18 protein-coding genes and 1 pseudogene are annotated in these 14,532 nt (G+C 72.5%); 8 read left to right on the forward strand and 11 right to left on the reverse strand.

The features are described from left to right. Window positions 1-19 precede the first annotated feature (19 nt). Window positions 20-1,270 (forward strand): 1-deoxy-D-xylulose-5-phosphate reductoisomerase, encoded by a 1,251-nt coding sequence (locus KBZ08_RS13400; RefSeq protein WP_254973644.1) that lies wholly within the window; start codon window positions 20-22, stop codon window positions 1,268-1,270. Between the two features lie 2 nt (window positions 1,271-1,272). Continuing rightward, a complete protein-coding gene (locus KBZ08_RS13405) occupies window positions 1,273-1,617 on the forward strand; it encodes a ferredoxin (RefSeq protein ID WP_254973622.1) in 345 nt (114 codons plus the stop codon). Here the strand turns inward: KBZ08_RS13405 and KBZ08_RS13410 are convergent. The 4 genes from KBZ08_RS13410 to KBZ08_RS13425 are packed head-to-tail and all read right to left on the reverse strand — an operon-like array spanning window position 1,592 to window position 5,505. Beyond that, window positions 1,592-2,614 (reverse strand): alpha/beta fold hydrolase, encoded by a 1,023-nt coding sequence (locus KBZ08_RS13410; RefSeq protein WP_254973624.1) that lies wholly within the window; start codon window positions 2,612-2,614, stop codon window positions 1,592-1,594. The two genes, KBZ08_RS13405 and KBZ08_RS13410, sit on opposite strands and share 26 nt — an antisense overlap. Before the next feature lie 16 nt (window positions 2,615-2,630). Further along, window positions 2,631-4,049 carry an NAD(P)(+) transhydrogenase (Re/Si-specific) subunit beta gene (locus KBZ08_RS13415; RefSeq protein ID WP_254973626.1) on the reverse strand — a complete coding sequence of 473 codons (1,419 nt, stop codon included), beginning with the start codon at window positions 4,047-4,049 and terminating at the stop codon, window positions 2,631-2,633. An 8-nt stretch (window positions 4,050-4,057) separates the two neighbouring features. After that, complete coding sequence (locus tag KBZ08_RS13420) at window positions 4,058-4,351, reverse strand: NAD(P) transhydrogenase subunit alpha (protein ID WP_015108787.1); 294 nt, start codon at window positions 4,349-4,351, stop codon at window positions 4,058-4,060. After that, a complete protein-coding gene (locus tag KBZ08_RS13425) occupies window positions 4,348-5,505 on the reverse strand; it encodes an NAD(P) transhydrogenase subunit alpha (RefSeq protein ID WP_219904394.1) in 1,158 nt (385 codons plus the stop codon). The genes KBZ08_RS13420 and KBZ08_RS13425 overlap by 4 nt, the downstream gene beginning before the upstream one ends. Before the next feature lie 139 nt (window positions 5,506-5,644). Between KBZ08_RS13425 and KBZ08_RS13430 the strand changes: the two genes are divergently transcribed. Together KBZ08_RS13430 and KBZ08_RS13435 are read left to right on the forward strand one after the other, a co-directional pair. After that, window positions 5,645-7,138: a DEAD/DEAH box helicase gene (locus KBZ08_RS13430; protein ID WP_254973628.1), complete on the forward strand. Its 1,494-nt coding sequence runs from the start codon at window positions 5,645-5,647 to the stop codon at window positions 7,136-7,138. Window positions 7,139-7,276: 138 nt separating this feature from the next. After that, complete coding sequence (locus KBZ08_RS13435; protein ID WP_106222336.1) at window positions 7,277-7,564, forward strand: hypothetical protein; 288 nt, start codon at window positions 7,277-7,279, stop codon at window positions 7,562-7,564. An 81-nt stretch (window positions 7,565-7,645) separates the two neighbouring features. On the opposite strand, the gene infA is transcribed toward KBZ08_RS13435, so the two are convergent. Then, window positions 7,646-7,915: a translation initiation factor IF-1 gene (gene infA / locus KBZ08_RS13440; protein ID WP_015108791.1), complete on the reverse strand. Its 270-nt coding sequence runs from the start codon at window positions 7,913-7,915 to the stop codon at window positions 7,646-7,648. A gap of 232 nt (window positions 7,916-8,147) precedes the next feature. On the opposite strand from infA, the gene KBZ08_RS13445 reads away from it, so the two are divergent. Next, window positions 8,148-8,768 (forward strand): pseudouridine synthase, encoded by a 621-nt coding sequence (locus KBZ08_RS13445; protein ID WP_106222334.1) that lies wholly within the window; start codon window positions 8,148-8,150, stop codon window positions 8,766-8,768. On the opposite strand, the gene KBZ08_RS13450 is transcribed toward KBZ08_RS13445, so the two are convergent. The 4 genes from KBZ08_RS13450 to KBZ08_RS13465 form a co-directional block, all read right to left on the reverse strand. Beyond that, window positions 8,737-8,955 carry a hypothetical protein gene (locus tag KBZ08_RS13450; protein ID WP_015108794.1) on the reverse strand — a complete coding sequence of 73 codons (219 nt, stop codon included), beginning with the start codon at window positions 8,953-8,955 and terminating at the stop codon, window positions 8,737-8,739. The two genes, KBZ08_RS13445 and KBZ08_RS13450, sit on opposite strands and share 32 nt — an antisense overlap. Window positions 8,956-9,005: 50 nt before the next feature. Then, the gene (locus tag KBZ08_RS13455) at window positions 9,006-9,968 is read right to left on the reverse strand and encodes an NAD(P)H-binding protein (RefSeq protein WP_106222332.1); all 963 of its coding nucleotides are present in this window, start codon (window positions 9,966-9,968) and stop codon (window positions 9,006-9,008) included. A 65-nt stretch (window positions 9,969-10,033) separates the two neighbouring features. Next, window positions 10,034-10,132, reverse strand: coding sequence for a cytochrome b6-f complex subunit PetM (gene petM / locus KBZ08_RS13460; protein ID WP_015108796.1), 99 nt, complete (start codon window positions 10,130-10,132; stop codon window positions 10,034-10,036). Window positions 10,133-10,158: 26 nt separating this feature from the next. After that, window positions 10,159-11,322, reverse strand: coding sequence for a N2,N2-dimethylguanosine tRNA methyltransferase (locus KBZ08_RS13465; RefSeq protein ID WP_254973632.1), 1,164 nt, complete (start codon window positions 11,320-11,322; stop codon window positions 10,159-10,161). 25 nt (window positions 11,323-11,347) lie between these two features. Here KBZ08_RS13465 and KBZ08_RS13470 point away from each other — a divergent pair, with 25 nt between their 5' ends. Both KBZ08_RS13470 and ilvN read left to right on the forward strand, forming a co-directional pair. Continuing rightward, on the forward strand, window positions 11,348-12,307 hold the full coding sequence (locus KBZ08_RS13470) for an alpha/beta fold hydrolase (RefSeq protein WP_254973634.1): 960 nt from the start codon (window positions 11,348-11,350) through the stop codon (window positions 12,305-12,307). A gap of 88 nt (window positions 12,308-12,395) precedes the next feature. After that, window positions 12,396-12,926, forward strand: a complete 531-nt coding sequence (gene ilvN, locus KBZ08_RS13475; protein ID WP_015108799.1) for an acetolactate synthase small subunit — start codon at window positions 12,396-12,398, stop codon at window positions 12,924-12,926. 28 nt (window positions 12,927-12,954) lie between these two features. Here ilvN and KBZ08_RS13480 read toward each other — a convergent pair whose 3' ends face one another. Together KBZ08_RS13480 and KBZ08_RS13485 are read right to left on the reverse strand one after the other, a co-directional pair. After that, entirely contained in the window at window positions 12,955-13,686 is a 732-nt protein-coding gene (locus KBZ08_RS13480) for a peptidylprolyl isomerase (RefSeq protein ID WP_254973636.1), read from the reverse strand. A 2-nt stretch (window positions 13,687-13,688) separates the two neighbouring features. Next, the gene (locus KBZ08_RS13485; RefSeq protein ID WP_106222324.1) at window positions 13,689-14,255 is read right to left on the reverse strand and encodes a photosystem I assembly protein Ycf4; all 567 of its coding nucleotides are present in this window, start codon (window positions 14,253-14,255) and stop codon (window positions 13,689-13,691) included. 153 nt (window positions 14,256-14,408) lie between these two features. On the opposite strand from KBZ08_RS13485, the pseudogene KBZ08_RS13490 reads away from it, so the two are divergent. Then, a pseudogene (locus tag KBZ08_RS13490) lies at window positions 14,409-14,532 on the forward strand (photosystem II D2 protein (photosystem q(a) protein)); the annotation flags it as partial.

Below are 14,532 nucleotides of genomic sequence, written 5' to 3' on the forward strand. Positions count from 1 at the left end.
CCCGATGGGGGAGCCGCGCGTGAAGGCCATCAGCGTTCTGGGCTCCACCGGATCGATCGGCACCCAGACCCTGGAGATCGCCGAGGAGTTCCCCGACCGCTTCAAGGTGGTGGCCCTCACCGCCGGCAACAACCTGGATCTGCTGGTGGAGCAGATCCTGCGCCATGCGCCGGAGGTGGTGGCCCTGGCCGATGCCGGCCGGCTCGGCGAACTGGCCAGCCGTCTGGCGGACCTCGAACCGGCCCGGCGGCCCGCCCGTCTGCCCGAGCTGCTGGGGGGCTCCGACGGCCTCTGTGCCGCGGCGGCCTGGCCCAGCGCCGATCTGGTGGTCACCGGCATCGTCGGCTGCGCCGGCCTGCTGCCCACCCTGGCGGCGATCCGGGCCGGCAAGGACCTGGCCCTGGCCAACAAGGAGACCCTGATCGCCGCCGGCCCGGTGGTGCTGCCCGAACTCCAGCGAAGCGGCAGCCGGCTGCTGCCCGCCGATTCGGAGCATTCGGCCCTGTTCCAGTGCCTGCAGGGCACCCCCTGGGCGGACACCGCCCGCCTCTCCACCGGCGTGCCGACCCCGGGCCTGCGGCGGATCCAGCTCACCGCCTCCGGCGGCGCCTTCCGCGACTGGCCCGCCGCCGATCTGGCCAAGGCCACGGTGGCGGATGCCACCAGCCACCCCAACTGGAGCATGGGGCGCAAGATCACGGTGGATTCGGCCACCCTGATGAACAAGGGGCTGGAGGTGATCGAAGCCCACTACCTGTTCGGCCTCGACTACGACCACATCGAGATCGTCATCCACCCCCAGAGCATCATCCACTCGATGGTGGAGCTGGCCGATTCCTCGGTGCTGGCCCAGCTGGGCTGGCCCGACATGAAGCTGCCCCTGCTCTACTGCCTCAGCTGGCCGGAGCGGCTGGAGACCCCCTGGCGCCGGCTCGATCTCACCGCCGTGGGCCAGCTCACCTTCCGCACCCCCGACCGGGAGAAGTACCCCTGCATGGCGCTGGCCTACGCCGCCGGCCGCGCCGGCGGCACCATGCCGGCCGTGCTCAACGCTGCCAACGAGCAGGCGGTGGCCCTGTTCCTGGAGGAGGCGATTCCCTTCCTGGCCATCCCCGAGCTGATCGAGCGCGTCTGCGACCGCCACCGCAGCGATCACCACAGCACGCCCTCCCTCGACGACGTGCTGGCGGTGGATGGCTGGGCCCGCCAGGCCACCCGCGAAGCCGCCGCCACGCTGCGCAGCCATCCGACGCCGGCCCTGCCGGCGTGAGCATGGTCCAGCACCACCTGCTGCTCTGCGCCACCCCCACCATGGCGCTCTGCGGCGACCCGGCCGTGGGCGCAGCCAGCTGGAGCCGGCTCAAGCAGCTGGTGCGGGACCTGGGGCTGGAGGACCCCGGCCGGCCCCGGGGGGTGGTGCTGCGCACCAAGGCCGACTGCCTGCGCGTCTGCTGCGAGGGCCCGGTGCTGCTGATCTGGCCCGAAGGCCTCACCTACGGGGGCGTCACCCCCGAGCGGATCGAGCGGATCGTCCGCGAGCACGTCATCGGCGGGGTGCCGATCGAAGAGTGGATCGTGCGGCGCACCCCCTTCAGCCCTCCCCTTCCCCCCGGCTGAGGCGCCGCAGCCAGGCCACCGCCAGCCGGTCGGCCCAGCAGGCGGCCGGCCCGTCGCCGGGGGCGTGGAAGCCGTTGTGGCCGCCCCGGGGCGTGATCACGATCCGGGGCACCCCGGCGCCCCCGCCGGTGGTGGCGGCAGACAGCTGGCGCAGCGGTCCGACCGGCACCCAGGGGTCGTCGCCGGCATGGAGCAGCAGGGTGGGAGGCAGGGGCCGGCCCGCGACCAGGGGCGCCAGGGGGCTGGCGGCGTCGTAGTAGGCGGCCACCGAGGCGAAGCCCCAGCGCGGGGCGGTGATGGCCGCATCAAAGGCCCGGATGGTGCGGGCCCGACCGGGCCCCGCCAGCGCCCGGCGTTCGGGCTCCTGCAGCCCGCCCGGATCGGCCAGGGTCTGCTCCCGCAGGCGCTGCATCAGCCAGCGCTGGTACACCCGGTTGCGGCGGCGCTCGAACTGGACGGCGCAGACATGGAGCTCGAGCGGGCTGCTGACGCAGACCAGGCCATCGAATCCCAGACCGGCCAGGCTGCCGTTGAGCAGCACCGTGCCCCCTAGGGAGATGCCGGCGCCGAACAGGGGCCGGTCGGCGGCCAGCTGCCGGGCCAGGGCCACGGCGGGACGCAGATCCTCGCTGCAGCAGGCGCAGTAGGTGCCCCGGGCAAGCGGCCGGCCCCGGCCGGCCCCCCGCAGGTTGAGCCGCAGCACGGCGAAGCCCTCGGCCACCAGGGCCAGGGCCAGCCGGCGCGGGCCGGGGCCGTCACTGGATCCCCCCAGCCCGTGCAGCACGAGCACCAGGGCGACAGGGGCACGATCGGCGGGGCGATCGAGCAGCCCCAGCAGCTGCCCGCCATCCGCCAGGGGGATGGTCAGCGGTTCGGCCCGGTCGGGGGGGAAGCGCAGGGGACGCAGGGTGTCCCGCAGGGTCTGCAGATCCCCCCCGATCCAGGGGGAGCGCTGGCGGAAGGGGGTCAGGCCGAGGTGGTCGGGGAGCTGGGACACGACCGGGCCCCCAACGTCAGGCCGCCACCTTCACCTTGCCCACGCCCATGGAGCGGAGCTCGCTGAGCAGGCCGTTGAGCACCGCCTTGGCATCCCCGAACACCATGGCGGTCTGGGGCATCTCGAACAGGGCGTTGTTGATGCCGGCGTAGCCGGCGCCCAGGCTGCGCTTGACCACGAACACCTGGCGGGCCTGGTCCACCTCCAGCACCGGCATGCCGTAGAGGGGGCTGGTGGGGTCGTTCTTGGCCTGGGGATTCACCACGTCGTTGGCCCCCAGCACGATCACCACGTCGGTGCGGGGAAACTCGGGGTTGACCAGGTCCATCTCCAGCAGCTGCTCGTAGGGCACGTCGGCCTCGGCCAGCAGCACGTTCATGTGGCCGGGCATGCGTCCCGCCACCGGATGGATGGCGTAGCTCACCTCCACCCCATGGCTCTCGAGCAGCTTGGCCAGCTCCCGCAGGGAATGCTGGGCCTGGGCCACGGCCAGGCCGTAACCCGGCACGAACACCACCCGCTCGGCCTGCTCCAGCGCCATGGCGCATTCCTCAGCGCTGCAGCTGGTGATGCGGGTGTAGCCCGCCTCGCTGCCGCCGCCGCCCACGGCCCCGGCGCTGGCCCCGAGGGCACCGCCGAAGAGCACCGACACCAGGGAGCGGTTCATGGCGGTGCACATCACCTGGGTGAGGATCAGGCCCGCCGCGCCCACCATGGCGCCGGCCACGATCAGCAGCTGGCTGCCCACCACGAAGCCCGCCGCCGCCGCCGCCACCCCGGAATAGGAGTTGAGCAGGGAGATGACCACCGGCATGTCGGCCCCGCCGATGGGCAGGGTGACGCCGATGCCCAGCAGGGTGGAGCCCCCGATCAGCAGCCACAGGGGCAGGCCGCCGGGATCGCCGGGCAGCAGCAGGGCCGACACCAGGCAGAGCACCGCCAGGGAGATGTTGACGCCATGGCGCAGGCGGCTCTGGGTCCAGCCGGGGGTGTCCAGCCAGCCCTGGAGCTTGGCCATGGCCACGATCGAGCCGCTGAAGGTGATGGCGCCAACGAACACCGACACGGCGATCGACACCAGGGCGACGATGTCGGCATCGCCGGTATCGAAGACGGCCACGCCCATGGCCACCAGCAGGGAGGCCATGCCACCGCAGCCGTTGAACAGGGCCACCGTTTCCGGCATGGCGGTCATCGGCACCCGGCGGGCGGTGACCAGACCGGCCAGACCGCCGGCGGCACTGCCGGCGGCGATCCACAGCCAGGCGATCGGATCGGGCCGGATCTGAATCAGCAGGCCGACCACGGCCAGGCCCATGGCCAGGGCGGCCAGGCCATTGGCCCCGCGGGCCGAGCTCACCTTGGAGAGGCCCTTGATGCCGAGGGCGAGCAGGAGAACGGCCGCCAGGTCGATGCCGGCGGCGAAAGCATCCATGGAGAAAGTCATCGGCTGTCGCCCTTGCGGCGGAACATGGCGAGCATGCGATCGGTGACGAGGAAGCCGCCGATCACGTTGTAGAGGGCGAAGCCCAGGGAGAGGGCTCCGATCACCAGCAGGGCCGTGTTGTCGCCGGCCTGCTGGATGAGGGTGAGGGAGGCCAGCACGGTGATGCCGCTGATGGCGTTGGCCCCCGACATCAGCGGGGTGTGCAGGGTGGGGGGCACCTTGCCGATCAGTTCCAGGCCCAGCAGGCTGCCCAGCAGGAGCACCCAGAGGGACTGCGTCAGAAGGCTCATGAACGGGCTCCGATGGGGGACAGGCCGGCGGGCTCGACGATGTCGTCCCGGCGGCAGGCGCCGGCATGGGTGAGCAGACAGCCGTCGAGGATCGGATCCTCCGGATCCAGCCGGAAGCCGTCCTCGCCCAGCACATGCTCGATGAGGGCGGCGATGTTGCGCGCGTAGAGGGCGCTGGCGTGGTTGGGCACGGTGCTGGGCAGGGCATCGGCCCCGATCAGCAGCACGCCCCGGCGCTCCACCGTGGCGCCGGGGATCGTGCCGAAGCAGTTGCCCCCCTGGGCCACGGCCAGATCGACGACCACGGCGCCGGGCCGCATGCCGTCGAGCATGGCCTCGCTGATCAGGCGGGGCGCCGGCCGGCCGGGCACCAGGGCGGTGCAGATGACCATGTCGGCCAGGGCCAGCTGGTCGGCCAGCTGCTGGCGCTGGGCCGCCAGGAAGGCCTCGCTGGCCTGGCGGGCGTAGCCCCCCACCTCGGCGGGGGCCTCCTCGAGTTGCGGCGGGTCGATGAAGCGGCCGCCGAGGGATTCCACCTGCTCCTTCACCGCCGGCCGCACGTCCGAGACGTAGACCACGCCCCCCAGGCGACGGGCGGTGGCCAGGGCCTGCAGACCGGCGACGCCGGCCCCCAGGATCAGCACCCGGGAGGGCTGGATCGTGCCCGCCGCCGTCATCAGCATCGGCACGTAGCGATCGAGGGCCGCCGCCGCCAGCAGCACCGCCTTGTAGCCGGCGATGTTGGCCTGGGAGGAGAGCACATCCATCGACTGGGCCCGGGTGATCCGCGGCAGCAGCTCAAGGGCGATGGCGGAGGCACGCCGGTCGTTGAGGCTCTGGACCAGATCCGTGGCGCCGTAGGGGGCCAGCAGCCCCACCAGGAGGGCACCGGCCTGCAGGCGAGCCAGGGCCTCCGGCCGCGGCGGCTGGACGCACAGCACGGCATCGGCCGTCTCCCAGTCCCTGGCCTCCCCGTCCCACAGCTCGGCACCCACGGCGGCGTAGTCGGCGTCCAGGAAGCCGGCCGCCTGGCCCGCCCCCCGCTCCACCTGCAGGGTCGCCCCCTTGGCCACCAGCCGCCTGACCGTCTCGGGGGTCGCAGCGACCCTCCGCTCACCGGGAGCCGTCTCCCGGGGAATCAGCAATTTGACCAACGCGAGGCCACGCACACTTCTTCCGCGATAGACAGGCCCGCCGGTGACGGCAAGCAACCGGGTCCCAATGTGCGGACACCCCCACCGGACCCTGCGACGGTCGGCGGCAGGCCCTGGACCGGGCCAGCAGAATCGCCCCATGGCGCCACCGTCCTTCGATCTGGGTCTGCGCCGTCAGGCCGGGGCCCTCGCCCCCTCCACCTCCCCCTCGGCCTCCCCGGCCGGGCCGGAACCGCGGGCCTGGCAGCGGCGCCTGATCCAGCTGCTGCGGGCCCGCCTGGTGGCGGCGAGCCCCGGCGGCCAGGACGTGCTCCTCCACGCCGGGCCCGGCGCCGGCAAGACCCTGGGGGCCCTGCTGGCCTTCCGGCAGCTGCAGCGGGAAGGGCGGCTGGAGCGGTTCGTGGTCTTCTGCCACCGCAGCGCCATCGGCCGCCAGTGGGTCCAGGCCGCCGCCCGCCTCGGCCTGGACCTGCGGGACTGGGACGCCCCGGGGGGAGCCCCCCCGCCCACCGCCGGCCAGGGCCTGCTGCTGAGCTACCAGGGGGCGGCCCTGCACCGCCATCGCCTGGAGGGGGCGCTGGGTCGCCTCCTGGAGGGCCGGCCCTGGCTGGCGATCGCCGACGAGGTGCACCACCTGGGCCTCGATCCCCTGGAGCCGGAGGCCACGGCCTGGGGCCACGCCTTCAGCAGCCTCACCGGCGGCGCGCGGCTGCGGCTGGGGCTGACCGGCACCCCCTTCCGCGCCGACAACCTCGGCTTCTGCGCCGCCCGCCGGATCCGGATGCACGACCAGGACGGGCCCGCCGAGCGGATCATCCCGGACCTCTGCGTCGAGCCCCGGGCCCTGATCGCCGCCGGCGACGTGCGGCCCCTGGAGTTCCGCTTCCAGGACGGCTGGGTGGAACACGGTCGCCCGGAGGATGGCCACGAACGCGAGACCTCCCCCCTGTCGGCCGAGCAGCGGGAGAGCTGGCGGGCCCGCAACCTGCGTCGGGCCATCCGGCCCGGGGATCGGGGCGGGATCGCCCTGCGGCTGCTGCTCCAGGCCCGCCGCCGCCTGGAGCGGGTGCGGCTGGAGCACCCGGGGGCCGGCGGGCTGGTGGTGGCACGCGACATCGGCCACGCCGGCACCATCGCCGACCTGCTGGCCCAGGAGGGGGACCGGGTGCACCTGGTCCACTCCCAGGATCCGGAGGCGGCCCAGCACCTGGCGGCGTTCCAGGCCGGGGAGGCCGACTGGCTGGTGAGCATCGACATGTGCGCCGAAGGCTTCGACGCCCCACGGCTGCGGGTGGTGGCCTACCTCACCACCGTGGTCACCCGCAGCCGCTTCGTGCAGGCGATCACCAGGGCCGTACGCATGGACGGGGATCGCTCCGGTCAGGAATCCATCCCACGGCGGCCCTCCTATGTGTTCGCACCGGCCGATCCCCTGCTGATCAGCTACGCCCGGGGCTGGACGGTGAGCGAGCCCTACGTGATCCGCCCACGCCCCCCGGCGCTGGCCAGCGCCGGGGGCAGCGCGCCGGGCAGCGACGAGCGCCTGCCGCTGCAGGCCATGGCGGATGATGCCGGGCGCATGATTAGCGTCAGCGGTCCCGTGCTGCCGAACATCCGGCGCCGATCAGCCTGACGCCGCGGATCGGCTTCCATTTGGCTTCGATTCGCCTGTTGCAGCCCGATTTCCTGCAACGATGTGACAACCAACACCGTCGTTGCGCCCACGAGCCGCCAACGTGGGCACCACAGGACATCCACCGAGATCAACCCGATGGACAGGCCACGAGACGACGCCAGCGATCACGACGGTTCTGATACCCCCCTCGATGCGGCCGTGCATCGCCGTCTGACCGTCGCCGTCTGCTGGGCCCTGGCCCGGCGTGCCGCCCTCGACGGCCGCGAACTCTTCGAGGACAGCTACGCCATCAACGAGGAGTTCCGAGAATGGCTCCTCACCCTCGAGGATCATCCCGAGCTGCTGCAGGCCAATGTGCTGATGGTGCCAAGGGACCTGCACCTCGGCCGCCGTCCGGAAACGGACGGACTGCTGGAAATCTGAGGGTTGTGGAGATCTGAAATCTCCACAACCCTGATCTACCCGGATCTCTGGAGTCTCCAGAGCTGATCCACCCAGCCGGGCTCAGCGGCGCCGGGGACCTCCCGGACGGTTGCCGCCGGGCCGGGGGCCGGTGGCTCCGGCATTGCGTTCCCGGTAGGTGATGCGCCCGCGGGTCAGGTCGTAGGGGCTGATCTCGACCAGCACCTTGTCACCGGCCAGAAGCTTGATCCGGAACTTGGTGAGCTTGCCCGCCGCCCGGCAGAGGCACTGGTGACCGGCAGGCTGCTCGAGGGTGACGAGGTAGAACCCGTTGCCCTGCTCCTTTTCGATCACACCGGACGTTTCGATCATGCGGGACGGCTGGCCTGTGGAGAACAACAGACCACCAGCTTAGGCGTCTACCGCGCCCCACCCCAGCGCCCGCCCCCCGCAGGCTGTCCCGGAGCGATAGGGTCAGCCCGCCTGTCGCTCCCGGCTCCCCATGATCCTTCCCCCCATCGCGATGGATCTGGGCCTGCTGCTGATTTCGATCGGCGTGGTCAACCTCTGGCGGGCGCGGGAAAGCTCCTGACGGCAGGGGGCGGTGGGCACCACCCTGCTCTTCCACAAGCCCTACGGGGTGCTCAGCCAGTTCCGGCCCGAACCGGGCAGCGCCTGGGGCACCCTGGCGGATCACATCGATGTTCCCGACGTCTACGCCGCCGGCCGGCTGGATGCGGACAGCGAAGGGCTGCTGCTGCTCACCGACGATGGCCGTCTCCAGGCCAGGCTCACCGATCCGGCCCGGGGTCACTGGCGCCGCTACCTGGTGCAGGTGGAGGGCAGCCTCACCGAGGCGGCCCTCGACGGCCTCCGCCGGGGGGTGATGGTGAAGGGACGCCGCACCCTGCCGGCCCGGGCCAGGGCGGTGGAGGACCCCGGACTGCCGGAGCGGGATCCGCCGATCCGACACCGGCTGCGGGTGCCGACGGCGTGGCTGGAGGTGGAGCTGCGGGAAGGACGCAACCGGCAGGTGCGGCGCATGACAGCGGCGGTGGGCCTGCCCACCCTGCGCCTGGTGCGGACGGCGATCGACCTGATGGATGGGGGCCCGCCCCTGGACCTGGCCGGGCTGGAGCCGGGGATCTGGCGGGACGTCAGTCCCGTGGAGCGGGAGCGGCTGGGAGCGCTGCTCAGACCGTCAGGGCGTCCTTCAGCTCCCTGACGGTCTGCAGCTGGCCGTAGTAGTAGTTGGCCCGGGCGCGACGGTCGGGATCCTCGAGGCTGTCGAAGGCATCGAAGCCCAGGGAAGCCCAGAGCTCGTGGCCGCAGGCACGGGTGAGCTCGGCGATCGCCTCTTCCTCCAGGTTGGCCAGACGCCGCTGCAGGTTCTTGATCTGGGAAATCGCCATGGCCGCCGCCAAACGCTGCAATAGTACACACGAACTGGCGGGCCGGGTGCTCAGAAGGGCAGCTTCTTCTTGGCTTCCTTGTCGAGGTCCGACTCCATCTCCCGCAGGCGCCGCAGGATCGTGTCGTAGTACTCCTTGAGGTAGTCCTCCAGACGGGTGGTCTCGGCTTCTTCAAGGCCGAAGGCGGCGTAGCTGGCCTCCATCGGCGCCGTGAGGGCCTCGCCGCCCCCCACCACCTCCGCGAAGGCGAGGCGCTCGGCCACGTTCAGGCTGGCTTCGAAGAAGCTGGTGATCGCCTGCATCAGCCGCAGCAGTACCGGCGGCACCCGGAACACCCGGGCCTCACGGCCGCTGTAGCGCTCGCAGAGCTGGGTGATCTCCCCGGTGGTCCAGGCCCGGGGACCGACGACGGGGAAGGCCTGCCGGACCGTCTCCGGCCGCTCCAGGGCGGCCACGGCAAAGCGCGCCACATCCTGGGTGTTCATGTAGGCGATCGGGGTCGGGGCTCCGCTCACCCAGACGGTCTGGCTCTCCAGCACGGGAATGGCGAACTGGCTGATCAGGCCCTGCATGAAGGCGACGCAGCGCAGGATCGTGTAGTCGAGGTCGGAGGCCTCGAGCCAGTCCTCCGTGCAGGCCTTGATGTCCATCAGCGGCACGCTGCGGTGGCGGGCCGCATCCAGCAGCGAAATGAACACCAGGCGGCGGAGCCCGGCCCGGCCGCAGGCCGCGAACAGGTTCTGCTTGCCGGCCCAGTCGATGTCGTAGGCGCTGCCGCCATCGGTGGCCCGGGCCGTGGCGGCATCGATGACCGCCTCCTGGCCCTCGAGGGCGTAGTCGAGGCTGTCGGGCTCCAGGAGGTCACCGCGGGTGAGGTCGCAGCCCCACTCCTGCAGGAAGGCCGCCTTGCGGGGTGATCGCACCATGCAGCGCACGACATGGCCCGCATCGAGGGCGCGACGGGCGATCTGGCGACCGAGGGTTCCTGTTCCGCCGATGACAAGAACCTTCATGGACCCCAGCAAAGGAAGCGGGCTGAGCCTAGTGGTGCGTCCGGCGCCGGCGCGATCCGGGCGTTTCAGTCGTTCAGAAGCTTGAGCAGCAGCGCGCCGCCCGCCAGGCCGACGGGGATCAGCACCCAGAAGATGGCGGCGGTGCCGAAGATTTCAGAGGCCATGGCCCGGACAGGGGGGAACGGGGTACCTATCTAGCAGCCGTCGCGGCCGCCAGTCCCTTGGCCGTCGCCACGATCACGGGCCAGGGGGCCTCGCTGCGCAGCTGGCCAGCCATCACGCCGCTGGCGGCGGCAGCGAACCCCTGGGCCGTCAGGGCCGCCACCAGGTCCGCCAGCGGCGGGGGCCCCTGGCCCAGATGGCGGGCGATGGCGTCCACGGGCCAGCAGCGGGGGGTGGCGGCCGGATCGGCCCGGAGCCGCTCCAGCAGCCGCCGGCCCGGGCGGTCGAGATGGGCGCCGCCGGCCTCGGCCTCCTGGAGCATGGTCGTGAGCGTGGCGGGATCCTGGAGGGGGCCGATCCAAAGGGGCCCGCTCACCGCCAGGGGCGGGCCCTCAGCGGAGATCGCGGGGCAGCCGCAGGGCCGCCACCGCCCCAGCCGTCCCAGGCTCTGCACCTGCTGGTCCCCGCAGCCGTGGCAGTGGGCCACCAGGCCCAGATGCCCCTCCTCGCCGGGGGCGGGATGGCGCTCCAGCCGCACGGCGGTGCGGAAGGCCCGGCCTTCACTGAAGCTCAGCAGGGGGGTGAGGCCCCGACCCATCGCCCAGGCGGTCCGGGCCAGCAGCCCCAGCTGCAGACGCAGGGCGATCTCCCAGCTGGCGGGGTGGGCCCGGGCGGCGGCCCCGAAACGGCGCAGCGCCGCCCGGCGGTCGTGACCCGTGGCCGAGCGTCCATCGGTGCTGGCCAGGTAGAGCACCCCGCCGAAGGCCACCGCCTCCAGGGCCAGGGGCACCAGGGCGGCGGGACAGCCGAAGGCGTCCAGATCCACCAGCTCGAAGCGGCGGCCCCCGACCAGGCAGCCCGCCAGCAGCTGCTGGGCCGTGGCCGTGCCCAGCTGCCGCTCCACCACCGCCGGCAGCCGGGCGAGGTTCCGCTCCAGCAGCGGCAGCCGGTCGGGGTCGGCGTCGTTGGCCCACACCGCCGTGGCCCCGCCCTCCAGCCCGTAGCGGAGGGCCCGGATGCCGCAGCCCGCCATCCCGTCGAGCACCCGCACGGGCCCGCCCGCCGCCATGGCGGCCAGGCTCCGGACCAGCAGCACGCCGACGTCCCTGGCGGGCCGGGAGGCGGGCCGGAAGAAGCCGTCACCGGTCTCCAGCACGGCCGCCCCTTCGCAATAGTGATCAGGTCCGCTCACGTCCGGATCCTTGCCCCAGCCATCGGTGTCGTCCGCCGACCCCCAGCCTGCCTCCGGGGAGATCCCCTCGCCGGAGGGGGCCGACTGGGGGGAGCACGCCGTCTGGCACTGGATCGGCCACGGCTGCCACTGGCGCCGCCTCGGGAACACCGACCGGCCGGCTGTGGTGCTGCTGCACGGCTTCGGGGCCGGCAGCGGCCACTGGCGCCGCAACGCCGGTGCCCTGGCGGCGGCGGGCTGGTGCGTCTACGGGCTCGACCTGATCGGCTTCGGCGCCTCCAGCCAGCCGGGGACCCATCCCCATCAGGCCCTCGACAACCGCCTCTGGGCCCGCCAGGTGCGGGCGTTCCTGGGAGAGGTGGTGGGGGGGCCGGCGGTGCTGGTGGGCCATTCCCTCGGCGGCCTGGTGGCCCTCACCTGCAGCGTGTTCTTCCCCACCTGGGTGCGGGCCGTGGTGGCGGCACCCCTCCCCGACCCCAGCCTGCTGATGGCCCAGCGGCGTCCACCCCGCCGCCGGCCCTGGCGGCGGCGGCTGAAGCGGGGTGGGATCCGGCTGCTGCTGCGGCTGCTGCCCCTGGAACTGTTGGTGCCCCTGCTGGCCCATTCCCCCCTGCTCGACCTGGGCATCCAGTCGGCCTACCGCCACCCGGTGATCGGTGACCAGGAGCTGCGCCGGGTGATCGCCCGCCCCGCCCGCCGCCCCGGGGCGGTGCGCGCCCTGCGGGCGATGAGCATCGGCATGGCCCTGCGGCCGCACCGGGCCACGGCCGTCTCGCTGCTGCAGCGGCCGGGGCGGCCCACCCTGCTGATCTGGGGGGGCCAGGACCGGCTGGTGCCGGTGGAGGTGGCCCGGCAGTGCCTCGGGCTGCGCAGCGACCTCGTCCTGCATGTGATCGCCCGGTGCGGCCACTGCCCCCACGACGAGACCCCCGCCGCCTTCCACGACGCCGTGCTCCCCTGGCTCGAGCGCCTGGGGGCCGGATGACGGCACGGCCCACCCCGGCGCGTAGTTTTGGGAGGACCATCCCGGTCGCCGTTCCGGTCCCCCGCCGCACCCCGCTCCCGACCCCGACATGAAGCACACCCTCTCGGTGCTGGTGGAAGACGAATCGGGGGCCCTCAGCCGCATCTCCGGTCTGTTCGCCCGGCGCGGTTTCAACATCGAGAGCCTGGCGGTGGGGCCGGCCGAGCACCGCGGCATGTCCCGGCTCACCATGGTGGTGGAAGGGGACGACCGCACCCTGGAGCAGATGACCAAGCAGCTCAACAAGCTGATCAACGTGCTCGGCGTCATCGATCTCTCCACCATTCCCGCCGTGGAGCGCGAACTGATGCTGCTGAAGGTGGCGGCACCGGCGGAGAACCGGGGCGCCATCTTCGATCTGGTGCAGGTGTTCCGGGCCAAGGTGGTGGACGTCGCCGACGACGCCCTCACCCTCGAGGTGGTGGGCGACCCGGGCAAGCTGGTGGCCCTGGAACGCCTGCTCGAGAACTACGGGATCCTGGAGATCGCCCGCACGGGCAAGGTGGCGCTGGAGCGGGCCTCGGGGGTGAACACCGAACTGCTCAAGGCCACCGTTTCCGACAAGCGGGTTCCGGCCTGAGGCCAGGCCGGTTGCGGCCCGAGCGGCCTCAGGGCTTCGTGCTCTGCACCAGTGTGCCGCCCTCGATCACCCGGGCCCGGATCAGCTTGTCCCCCTGCTGGATCCGGTCGATCACGTCCATCCCCTTGCTGACCCGGCCGAACACGGCGTAGCGGCCGTCCAGCTCGGGCAACGCCTGCAGGGCCACATAGAACTGGGCACTGGCCGAATTGGGATCGTTCGAGCGGGCCATGGCCACGGCGCCGCGCTCGTGGCTGAGGGCCAGCTGGCGGGTGGCGGTCGGAGAGGTGATCTGCTCCCCGTAGCGGGGTTCCTGGTCGCCCTCGAGCTTGAGCTCCAGGGGAATGCGCCGGGATTCGCCACTGGCCGGATCGACGAACCCGCCCGAGCCGTAGTCGCTGGCGGGCACCTTGGGATCGGCGCTGCTGGGGTCACCGCCCTGGACCACGAACGGGACCGGTTCCCGCACCACCCGGTGGAAGACCGTGCCGTTGTAGACGCCCCGGCGGACGAGATCGACGAAGTTGCCGGCCGTGAGCGGCGCCGCCGCCCCATCGAGGGTCAGCTCCACCGGCCCCTTGCTGGTCTCCATCGCCACCACGGCCGTGCCCTTGAGGCAGGGGGTGGTGGCCGCCTCGCAGCCCATGGGTCGGTTGCCGCTGTCGGCGGCGCAGGCCGACAGGCCGAGGGGCGTCAGGCCGAGGAGCACCAGCAGTAGCAGGCGCCAGCCGAGGCCGGCGGCTTTCGTGGCGGTTCCCATCGTCAGAGACCCTCCAGGGGGACGCCCAGGAAACGGGCCAGGCGCGCTCCTGCCAGCTCCAGATCCGCCAGGGGCATGGGCTCGCCCACCCGGGTCAGGGGCATGTCCCGCCGGCCCTGCACCCGCAGGGCCAGGCGTCGCTGGGGGCTGAGGCCGTCGCGCACCTCCACCTTGACCGCCTGGATCTCCCGCAGGGGGATCACCACCTCGATCAGCTTTCGGAAGCCTCGGCGGCTGATGCGAGCCTCGCCGGCCTTCCGATCGAAACGGTTGAGGCCAGAGCCCACATCGATGCTGATCACCAGCCACAGATAGGTGGCCAGCAACAGGGCCGCCACCCCGTAGAGCCCCATGACCAGCCCCTGGGGCACCCAGACCAGGGCGGCGGGGTGGCCGATGGGCAGCAGGTCGCGGCCGAACCGGCTGGAGGCGCTGGTGAGCACGAAGCCGATCCCACCGATGCTCACGGCAGCGGCCACCAGCAGGTTGGAGAGACGCCGGGAGCCGAGCACCGGCTGCTCCAGCACCTGCTCGTCGGCCGAAGGGGAAGCGACGCCGGGCGAAGCCATGCGGGAAGAGGGGGCGATGGGCCGCCATCCTGCCGCGAAGCGTGCCGGAGGCGTCAGTTTCAGCCCATGTCACCCGGCGCGCCGGGCCGATCAACGTTGTTACCATCCCCCGGTAACCCACAGCCCTGCGGGTCTTCCGCACCGCTTTCACCCATGACGATCGCCCTGGGGCGCGCCCCTGCCACCCGTGGATGGTTCGACGTCCTCGACGACTGGCTCAAGCGCGACCGCTTCGTTTTCGTGGGGTGGTCCGGTCTGCTGCTGTTCCCCACGGCCT

It is taken from the genome of Cyanobium sp. Candia 9D4 (genome assembly GCF_024346155.1).
Lineage (GTDB): Bacteria > Cyanobacteriota > Cyanobacteriia > PCC-6307 > Cyanobiaceae > Cyanobium > Cyanobium minutissimum.

Excerpts from the sequence above, each read along its gene's own strand:
- KBZ08_RS13485 (WP_106222324.1), bottom strand. The coding sequence starts at position 14,255 with ATGGCTTCGCCCGGCGTCGCTTCCCCTTCGGCCGACGAGCAGGTGCTG.
- KBZ08_RS13450 (WP_015108794.1), bottom strand. The coding sequence starts at position 8,955 with ATGGCGATTTCCCAGATCAAGAACCTGCAGCGGCGTCTGGCCAACCTG.
- petM (WP_015108796.1), bottom strand. The coding sequence starts at position 10,132 with ATGGCCTCTGAAATCTTCGGCACCGCCGCCATCTTCTGGGTGCTGATC.
- KBZ08_RS13415 (WP_254973626.1), bottom strand. The coding sequence starts at position 4,049 with ATGGATGCTTTCGCCGCCGGCATCGACCTGGCGGCCGTTCTCCTGCTC.
- KBZ08_RS13405 (WP_254973622.1), top strand. The coding sequence starts at position 1,273 with ATGGTCCAGCACCACCTGCTGCTCTGCGCCACCCCCACCATGGCGCTC.
- ilvN (WP_015108799.1), top strand. The coding sequence starts at position 12,396 with ATGAAGCACACCCTCTCGGTGCTGGTGGAAGACGAATCGGGGGCCCTC.
- KBZ08_RS13480 (WP_254973636.1), bottom strand. The coding sequence starts at position 13,686 with ATGGGAACCGCCACGAAAGCCGCCGGCCTCGGCTGGCGCCTGCTACTG.
- KBZ08_RS13430 (WP_254973628.1), top strand. The coding sequence starts at position 5,645 with ATGGCGCCACCGTCCTTCGATCTGGGTCTGCGCCGTCAGGCCGGGGCC.
- KBZ08_RS13420 (WP_015108787.1), bottom strand. The coding sequence starts at position 4,351 with ATGAGCCTTCTGACGCAGTCCCTCTGGGTGCTCCTGCTGGGCAGCCTG.
- KBZ08_RS13435 (WP_106222336.1), top strand. The coding sequence starts at position 7,277 with ATGGACAGGCCACGAGACGACGCCAGCGATCACGACGGTTCTGATACC.
- infA (WP_015108791.1), bottom strand. The coding sequence starts at position 7,915 with ATGATCGAAACGTCCGGTGTGATCGAAAAGGAGCAGGGCAACGGGTTC.
- KBZ08_RS13455 (WP_106222332.1), bottom strand. The coding sequence starts at position 9,968 with ATGAAGGTTCTTGTCATCGGCGGAACAGGAACCCTCGGTCGCCAGATC.